This window comes from Adlercreutzia sp. ZJ473, from assembly GCF_013185065.1.
GTDB lineage: Bacteria > Actinomycetota > Coriobacteriia > Coriobacteriales > Eggerthellaceae > CAAEEV01.
Map to the genome: position 1 here is coordinate 1 of NZ_JAAVTO010000092.1, position 4736 is coordinate 4736.

Annotated in this window: 4 protein-coding genes; all 4 read left to right on the forward strand. The window is 69.5% G+C overall.

All coding sequences use genetic code 11. The annotated features are described in order from the left end of the window. On the forward strand, positions 1–999 hold a 999-nt coding region (locus HRL41_RS11530; RefSeq protein ID WP_172137147.1), incomplete at its 5' end, for an ABC transporter permease. A 216-nt stretch (positions 1000–1215) separates the two neighbouring features. Then, a complete protein-coding gene (locus tag HRL41_RS11535; RefSeq protein ID WP_172137148.1) occupies positions 1216–1929 on the forward strand; it encodes a DUF5714 domain-containing protein in 714 nt (237 codons plus the stop codon). A 130-nt stretch (positions 1930–2059) separates the two neighbouring features. Further along, entirely contained in the window at positions 2060–3652 is a 1593-nt protein-coding gene (metG, locus tag HRL41_RS11540) for a methionine--tRNA ligase (protein WP_165172985.1), read from the forward strand. A 54-nt stretch (positions 3653–3706) separates the two neighbouring features. Next, positions 3707–4690, forward strand: coding sequence for a TatD family hydrolase (locus HRL41_RS11545; protein ID WP_172137149.1), 984 nt, complete (start codon positions 3707–3709; stop codon positions 4688–4690). The last annotated feature ends 46 nt before the right edge of the window (positions 4691–4736 follow it).

The following is a 4736-nucleotide window of genomic DNA, read 5'->3' on the forward strand; positions in this document are numbered from 1 at the left end:
GGCGCGGGCGGCGCGGCTGCCGTGACGGCCGGGGCTGACGCGGGCGCTGCGGGCGCCCGGGCGCTCGCGCCCGCGGGGGAGGCCGCGTCGCGCAAGCTCGTCACGGCGTCGCTCCTGGCGGCCACCGTCATGTTCGCGGCGCTCCTGGTGGCCATCGCCGTCCCCGGCGAGGTGGCGCCGCGCACGAGCGTGCCGTTCTACGTGGCCGCGGCGCTCATGGAGGCGCTGTTCCTGTGGCGCTACGTGGCGGGCGGCAAGAAGCGCTCCACCTGCCACATCGCCGTCGTGGTGTGGGTGCTGCTCATCGTGTGGGAGGTGGCGTCGACCGACCTCAAGCTCACGCACCCGGTGCTCATCCCCATCCCCGAGAACGTGTTCGCGGTGTTCCCGAAGCTCTACGACGAGCTTCTGCTCAACGTGGCGTCGTCGATGGCGCTTCTGGCCCAGGGCTTCATCACGGCGCTCGCGGCGGGCTACCTCATCGGGCTGTTCGTGGGCTGGGTGCCGCAGCTGCGCGAGGCGGTGTACCCCGTCGCGCACGTGCTCGCGCCCGTGCCGGCCATCGTGTTCGCGCCGTATCTGGTGATGCTCCTGCCGTCGTTCAAGATGGCGGCCATCGCCGTCATCTTCCTGGGGATCTTCTGGCCCACGCTGCTCAGCACCATCCTGCGCGTGGAGTCGATGGACCACCGCATCGTGGAGTCGGCGCGCATGCTGGGGCTTTCGACCCCCGAGATGATCTTCCAGGTGCTGCTGCCCTTCATGTACCCCGCCATCGCCCAGGGCTTGAAGACGCAGCTGCCCTCGGCCATGCTCATGCTCGTGATGGCGGAGATGTACGGCGCCACGAGCGGCCTGGGGTACTTCGTCATCAACTACACGAACTACGCGAACTACGCCAACGTGGTGGCGGGCATCATCATGGTGGGCGTCGTGGTGACGGTGCTCGACGGCCTGGTGAGCCTGCTCGTGCGCAAGACGGTGAAGTGGAGCGAGTAAGCCGCAGGCGCGGTATCAAAGCGCGTGTTTCTCGCGCCTTTGCAGACTACCCATATGAGCTGGTGTTTCCTTGGATAGCGCCAGATCAGAGGCGGGGCGAGAAACGCGCGTTCTGATACCGTCGGCGCGCGAAGCCATACGCGATTGCGCGTGAAGCCATGCGCGATTGCGCGCGAAACGTGCGAAGATAAGCGCAAGCAAGAGAGGAGAGACGCAATGTCAGCTGGATTGGCCGTGTGCCTGGTGTGCGGGGAGCCGCTCGACTACTTCAAGGAGGCCCAGGAGGTGACGTGCCGCCTCTGCGGGAAGAAGGAGACGGGGCACTCCATCTGCACCGCGGGGCACTACGTATGCGACGCGTGCCACCGCGCGGGCGGCGTGGCGTGGATCATGGGCTATTGCACGACGTGCACGTCGAAGAACCCGGTGGAGATCGCGCAGGCGCTCATGGCCGACAAGGCGGTGTTCCCGAACGGGCCCGAGCACCACACGCTCGTGGGCGCGGCGCTCATGACGGCGTACGCGAACGCCGGCGGCGACGTCGACCTCGAGAAGGGGCTCGCCGAGCTGAGGAAGCGCTCGCTGCAGGTGCCGGGCGGCACGTGCGGCTTCTGGGGCACGTGCGGCGCCGCCACGAGCGCGGGGCAGTTCTACTCCATCGTGGCGGGCTCGACGCCCATGACGCGCGACCCGTGGGCGCGCACCCAGCGCCTGACCTCGCTCATCCTGGGGCGCCTGGCCGACCTGGGCGGCCCGCGCTGCTGCAAGCGCACGGGGTTCTCCGCCATCGAGGTGACCGCGGCGTACGTGGGAGAGACGCTCGGCGTGCAGATGGAGATGCCCGAGCACATCACGTGCACGCACTACCCGCGCAACAAGGAGTGCCTGCGCACCGCGTGCCCCTACTTCCCCGGCCCCTTCCCCTCCTGAGCCTTCCGTTAGTGCTAAAATCATACGGCTTACGCAATGAACCGTACGAGGCGCGCGATGTCATCGGTCGCGGGGCCGCATGTGGGTGCGCGGGCGTCATTGGCCGGCGCGCTCGGAAGGAGCACAACTCATGTCCAAGGGAACCTACTCGTTCACCACCCCCATCTACTACGTCAACGCCGCGCCGCACCTCGGCACGGCCTACACCACCGTCGCCGCCGACACCGTGGCGCGCTACCAGCGCATGAACGGCTACGACGTGTCGTTCGTGACGGGCATGGACGAGCACGGCCAGAAGGTGGCCGACACCGCCGCCGCGAAGGGCATGACGCCGCAGGAGTGGTGCGACTCCATGGAGCCCGCGTTCCGCGAGGCGTGGGACCTGCTCGACATCACCTACACCGACTTCGTGCGCACCACCGAGCCGCGCCACGCGCGCACCGTGCAGAAGTTCTGGCAGGACCTCTACGACCGCGGCTACCTGTACAAGGGCAGCTACGAGGGCTGGTACTGCGTGCACGAGGAGACCTACTACGCCGAGAGCGACCTCGAGAAGAACGAGGAGGGGCAGTTCGTGTGCCCCGACTGCAAGCGCCCCGTGCAGCTGATGGCCTCGGGCGAGGAGAACTGGTTCTTCAAGCTGTCCGACTTCCAGGAGCCGCTCCTCGCATTCTACGAGGAGCACCCCGAGTTCGTCCGCCCCGAGACGCGCCGCAACGAGATCGTGTCGTTCGTGAGCGCGGGCCTGAAGGACCTCTCCATCTCGCGCTCGACGTTCGACTGGGGCGTGCCGCTGCCGTTCGACGAGGGGCACGTGGCCTACGTGTGGGCTGACGCGCTGCTCGCGTACCTCACGGGCATCGGCTACGGCGACGAGGCCGAGCGCGCGGGCGAGTTCGAGCGCTCCTGGCCCATGCGCTACCACTTCGTGGGCAAGGACATCACGCGCTTCCACTGCGTGATCTGGCCGGCCATGCTCATGGCCGCGGGCCTGCCCGTCACGCGCACGGTGTTCGGCCACGGCTTCCTGCTCACCAAGGGCGAGAAGATGTCGAAGTCGAAGGGCAACGGGCTTCTGCCCGCCGACCTGGTGAAGATCTTCGGCGTGGACGCGTACCGCTACTACTTCATGAGCGACGTTCAGTTCGGGCACGACGGCAACATCTCCATGGAGCGCATGGTGCAGGTGTACAACGCCGATCTGGCGAACACGTGGGGCAACCTCGTGAGCCGCGTGACCAACATGACCAAGAAGTACTTCGGCGCGCAGGTGCCGCGCGTGCCCGAGGGGCTCGCGGGCGCCGAGAACCCGCTGGCCGAGGTGGCGTCGGGCCTGTACGCGGCCTATGACGCGGCCATGGCCGAGGTCGACTTCACCGCGGCCGCCGCGGCGGTGCAGAAGCTCGCCGAGCGCGCGAACCGCTACATCGAGGAGACGGAGCCCTTCAAGCTGGCGAAGGACCCCGAGCGGGCCGACGATCTGGCCTTCGTGATGTACAACCTGCTCGAGGCCATCCGCATCACGGCGCTGTACATGGCGCCGTTCGCGCCGAACACCTCCGCCGAGGTGTTTCGCCGCCTGTCGCTCGGCGACATCACGGCCGTGACCGACATCGAGGCCGCGACCGCGTGGGGGCAGCTGCCCGCCGGCAACGCGGTGGAGGTCGGCGACGCGCTGTTCCCGCGCCTCGACGTGGACGCCATCGACCTGGGCGTGGAGTAGGCGAGCCCTGCGGCGACGCGGCACGTGGCGCGCGAGAGGAGAGGAAGGCTGCCGATGAGCGACGAAGAGCTGCTTGCGGGCGAGGAGCCCCTGTCTGCGGACGACCTGTTCCGCGTGAGGAAGAAGAGCGGCGAGTGGAAGGCCGTGGAGACCCCGAAGTTCGGCGTGACGGTCGCCGACGCGCACACGCACCTGCAGTACCTGGCTGACCCGGTGCTCGCCCTCGCGCGCGCGGGGCTTGCCGGCGTGAGCTTCATCTGCACGGTGCTCGACGTGCTCGAGGACGACGAGGAGGTGCTCGGCCGCCTGAGGCCGTGGACGCACCAGGCCGCCGTCAGCATGCAGCGCACGGTGCCGTGCTGCTGCGGGGCGCCCCGCCCGCGCGTGCCGCAGGTGAGGGCTGCGGTCGGCTGCCATCCGCACAACGCCGCGCGCTACGACGCCGCGCTCGAGGAGAAGCTGCGCACGTGGCTGCGCAAGCCTGACGTGGTGGCGCTCGGCGAGATCGGGCTGGACTACCACTACGACTTCTCGCCGGCGGCCGACCAGAAGCGCGCCTTCCGCGCGCAGCTGCGCCTGGCGAAGGAGGCGGGCCTGCCCGTGGTGCTGCACGTGCGTGAGGCGCTCGCCGACGCGTGGGAGATCGTGCAGGACGAGGGGCTTCCCGAGGAGGGGGTCCTGCTGCACTGCTTCACGGACACGTGGGAGGCGCTCGAGCCGTGGGTCGAGGCGGGCTGCTCGGTGTCGTTCGGCGGCGCGATCACGTTCGGCGGCGCCGACGCGATCCGCGACGCGGCGGCGCGCGTGCCGGTCGGCCAGCTGCTGCTGGAGACCGACGCGCCCTACATGGCGCCGAAGCCCCTGCGCGGGCAGAAGTGCGAGCCGGCGCAGATGGTGTTCACGGCCGAGCGCCTGTGCGAGGTGCGCGGCGCGGATGATGAGGACGCACGGCGCGAGCTCCTGCTCGCGACGCAGAGGAACGCGCTGGCGCTGCTCGACCGCAAGCCGACGGCCTGGCAGGCGGGCGGGCCGCGCTAGGCGGCCGGCGGGCCGGCTGGGGGCTGCGGGCGCGGGCGGCTGCGGG